2 protein-coding genes are annotated in these 4,496 nt (G+C 74.0%); both read left to right on the top strand.

The window, feature by feature from the left end; translation table 11 throughout:
* Nucleotides 1-1,432, top strand: a 1,432-nt coding sequence (locus tag EHS43_RS38170; protein ID WP_221740800.1) for a hypothetical protein, incomplete at its 5' end; no start/stop codon positions are given.
* 106 nt (nt 1,433-1,538) lie between these two features.
* On the top strand, nt 1,539-4,409 hold the full coding sequence (locus EHS43_RS38165; protein ID WP_125195190.1) for a CHAT domain-containing protein: 2,871 nt from the start codon (nt 1,539-1,541) through the stop codon (nt 4,407-4,409).
* Nucleotides 4,410-4,496 lie beyond the last annotated feature (87 nt).

Genomic DNA, 4,496 nt, shown 5'->3' with positions numbered 1-4,496 from the left:
GGGCATGAGCGGGAGCGGGCGGATGTGGGACAGCGGGGCGGCATGTCCGAGGGCGGACGGTGGGCGCGGTGACGGTGGGTGCCGTGACGGTGAGGCGGGTCGCCGCCGCGTCGGCCCCGTGCAGGACGACGTACTCGCCGCGCCCGATCTGCTCGCCGTTGACGCAGTGGTCCCCAAGGGAGGAGGGGAGCCCGTCCGGGACCGTGTGGGCGGTGTCTTCCTCGGCCGGCCGCTCGCCTACGCGCTGCCGGACCCTACCCGCCCGAGAGCGACAGCGGACACGCACCGCGAACTCCTCGTCTGCTTCCCCTTCGACCTGGAGGAGTTGCCCGACGGGCGCCGCTACGAGCAGGTCACCCTCACCGTCGACCTTGCCGACGACACGCACGCGCTGAGGCTCGACCCCGCCCCGGGCACCGTCACCGCAGACGGAACGGAGATCTCCGTGTTCGGGCTCGGCAGACCACGGCTCCGCTGGACGTTCCGGGCCCGGGGCCGAGGCGGCGCGCTCCGCCCCGACGGGCGGTGGGCCCAGGCGCTGGTGCGCTTGCCGGCAGCCTCGGCCGACCTGTCCGGCCGGGTCAGGCTGAGCACGACGACCGTGCAGCCGGTGTTGGGCGGCACGCTGCGCCGCAGGACCGCGGAGACGCCCTATGACACTCCGTTCCGCATCCGGGCGGCGGACACATGGACGGCACTCACCCCGCTCACGCACCAGCAGGCGGCCCCCGGGGCCTGGGCGCTGGCCGCGTACGAGGACGAGACGCCGACGGCCGGCGCCGGGGAGACGGACGGGGAGCGGCTTCCGCCGGGGCTACGACGGCTGTGCCTGGCGGTCGACATCGAGAAGTACAGCGCCCGCGACAACGCCGACATGGTCCGGTTGCAGCGCGTGCTGCTGCGCACCCTGCGCACGGCCTGCGAGCGGGCCGGCATCGTCTGGGAACGCTGCGGGCGGCAGGCCCAGGGGGACGGCTACCTCCTGGTCCTGGAACCGGACATCGACGAGACCAGGGTCGTACCCGGGCTCCTGGCCGGGCTGACGGCAGGCCTGGCGGCGGCCAACGAACGGGCGCCCGCGGCTGACGGGGCTGCCGCCGGGGCGGGCTCGGAGGGCGGCTCGGCCGGTGTCCGGATGCGGGCCAGCCTGCACCAGGGCATCGTGCACGAGGCGGACAGCGGATACGCGGGCTCCGCCGTGGTCGCCCTCTTCCGCGTACTCGACTCCCCACCCGTACGCCGCGTCCTGGCCGCGTCCCCCGACGCCGACCTCGTGGCCGCCTTCTCGGACCCGCTCTACCAGGATCTCGTCGGCACCGGCTACCAGGGGCTGTCGGCCGCCGGTTTCGAGAAGGTGGAGATCGAGATCGCGGCCAAGAACTTCACCGGCGTCGCGTGGGTGCGGGCGATGCGCTCCGCGGCCGAAGGGTGAGGCGTCCAAGTGTTCTCTCGTCCCCACCGGCCCCATCCGACCTACCTGCCCCATCGGCCCCCTCGGCCCAGTCGCCCCCATCGACCCAATCGGCAAAGGAGCCGACATGAGTGACACGGCGTCGGCGGACGCGCTGGCCATGGTCATCGCCCGCACCACGCAGGCCATCGAGACGGCCGGCCCGCACGACCGCGCGCCCTGGCTCTTCGCGCGCTGCTGGATGCGGGCCACCCGCTTCGAGACGATCACCAAGAACCCCGTGGACATCGACGCGGCCCTCGACGACTTCGACGACCTGCCGGCGGACCTGCCCGGCCGGGCCAAGCTGGCCGCCGTCCTGGCCACAGCCCTCATCAGGTCGGGTGAGCTCGTGGGATCCGCGCGCATGCCCCGCGCGATGGCGCTCGTGGACATCGCCGACACGGACCCGTCCCCCCTCGCGGACTGGCCCGCCACCTCCGCCGCGCTGCGGGCCATGGACCTGCTCCTGGCCTGGCAGCAGAACCGGCCCGGATTCAGTCCGCGTGCCGCGCTGCGGGAACTGGAGCGGTACACGCGGATCGTCGGCGACACCCAGCCCCAGGCCACCATGGTCGACGCGGCACGGCGGGGTCTGCAGCATCTGGTCGTCCAGGACGACATGGATCCGTCGGCGGCCCGGCGACTGGCCGAGGACGCCCGCGCGTTCGCGGACGGCCTGGACCCGCGGTCCCCGATGTTCGACCGCGGGGCGATGATGGCGCTGCTCCAGGAGGCGAGCGCCAGGGCCATGCGCGGGGACCACGCGGGCGCCATGGAGAGGCTGGAGCAGGTGCGCGCGGGCTCCCTGCGGCTGCCCGTGGGCGATCCGCTGCGGAGGGCGGTGGACGAGGCGTGGAACCAGATCGCCCCGTTCCTGCAGATGCTCCAGCCCGACGGCACGGGGGGCGGGCCCGCGCACCGTACGCAGTTCGTGAACCCGGCGGGCGAGGACCAGCTGCGCGTCTTCGGTCAGATGGCCGACCAGGCCGGGATCCCGGACAACGAACGCGCCCTCAGGCTGTCCCAGCTCGCCCTCGCCGAACTGGCCACGGACACCCCGCAGTCGGTGGACAGCGCGGTGCGCCACCTCACCGACACCCTGTCGGTCGCCTCCGAGCACGACCCGCGACGCACGTACTACCTGATGTTCGCCGGGGTCGCGCACCTGCGCAAGGTCGAGATGACCGGTGACCGCAACCACCTCAGGACCGCCACGGAACTGCTCGAACAGGCCTGGCGCAGGGCCGAGTCCAGCACGCACGCGCTGTGGACCACGACCGCGATGCCGCTGGCCCACGCCTACCGTCTCGCCGGCCGCAATGATCTGGGCCGCTCGACCGCGCTGAGCGGACTGCGCGGGCATGCCTGGAGTGTGCTGCTGCAGTCGACGCCCGACGACATGCAGGCCACGGCCCGCGACGCGGCCGGGGACGCCCTGGACACGGCGCGGCTGTGCCTGATGGACCACGACCCGGAAGGCGCCGCGACCGCCCTGGACGCGGGCCGCGGTCTGATCCTCTACGCCACGACCGAGACCCGGGACCTGGAGGCACGGCTCACCGCCGGAGGCGACGCGGACCTGGCCCGGGAGTGGGCCGAGGCACAGCGGAGCCATCTGCCGGACGACGTGCCGGGCGAGCTGCGGCGCCGGGTCATCGGCGCGCTGGCGGGCGTCGAGCTGACGGCCGACGGTTCCCCGGCGGCCAGTCCCGGCCAGGGCACGACCCGGCTGCTCGACCCGCCGCAGACCCACGAGACGAGGGCGGCCCTGCGCGCGCTCGGCATGGACGCGCTGGTCTACCTGGTACCGGGCGACGAGCTCAATGGCGCCGCCGTGGTCGTCCCGGCCGACGCGCCCCCGAGCTGGTGCCTGTTGCCGAAGCTGAACGACACCGGCATCGCGGCGTTCGAGTCCTTCCTCTTCGACGCGGCAAAGGGCATGGAGGGCGCGGACGCGCCCACCCGCGACAGTGCCCTGCTGGGCGCGCGGGACAGGGCCCCGCAGGTGCTCGACGAGATCTGCGAGTGGGCGTGGGAGGCGGCGATCGGACCGCTCGTCGAGCGCCACCTCGACCTGCCCGCGGACCGCCCCGCGCGACTGGCGCTGGTGCCCGTACGGGAACTGGCCCGCGTGCCGTGGCACGCCGCACGCGCCAGGTCGGCGGACGGGACGTGGCGCTACGCCATGGAGCGCGTCGTCTTCTCCTACGCGCCGTCCGCCCGCGTGCTGTGCGAGTCGGCCTGGCACGCCCCGGTACCCCTCACCACGAAGGGACTGGTGGTCGGCGACCCCGACACCGCCGGACGGGCGCGGGACCTGCCCGCCGCACGCCTGGAAGCGCTGGCGATCAAGGACTGCTTCTATCCGGACGCGCGATACGTCGGCAGGCTGCCCGACGGAGAGCTGAGCCAGGAAGGAGCGGGCACCCGCGACGAGGTGCTGCGCTGGCTCGCCGACCCCGACGGCGGCACCGTGATGCACCTGGCCTGCCATGGCATCGTCGAGCCGACCCGTACGGCGGGGGACAGCTCCTACCTGCTGCTCGACGGCGGGGAACACCTCGCGGCCGAACGGCTGGTGCGGACCCTGGGCACCGGCCCCGACCGCGGCATCGCGCTCGCCGTGCTGGCCGCGTGCAGCACCGGCCGGTCCGGACGCGGCTACGACGAGGCGTTCAGCCTGAGCACCACCCTGCTGGCCGGCCGGGTCCGCTCGGTGGTCAGCGCCACGTGGAGCGTGCCGGACGAGGCGACCTCGGTGCTGATGTTCATGTTCCACCACTTCCTCAGGGAGGAGGGCCTGGCACCCGCCGACGCCCTGCGCACGGCACAGCTGTGCATGGTCGGCCACCACAAGCCCCCGGAGGCCATGCCGAAACGCCTGCGCGCCCAACTGCGCGGCCACGCACAGTCGGACGTCGTGTCCTGGGCGGGCTTCGTACACACCGGACGGTGAACACCGCCGCCGTGAAGAAGAGGCCCACCTCCCGGTACCCCGTCTCCATGGCGCGGGCCAGACGGGCCAGGCCCCCGCCCTCGCGCC

The organism is Streptomyces sp. RP5T (assembly GCF_003933965.1).
In the GTDB taxonomy this organism is placed as follows: Bacteria; Actinomycetota; Actinomycetes; order Streptomycetales; family Streptomycetaceae; genus Streptomyces.
Note: the sequence above shows the minus strand (reverse complement) of the source record. Positions and strands in the feature narration are given on the sequence as shown.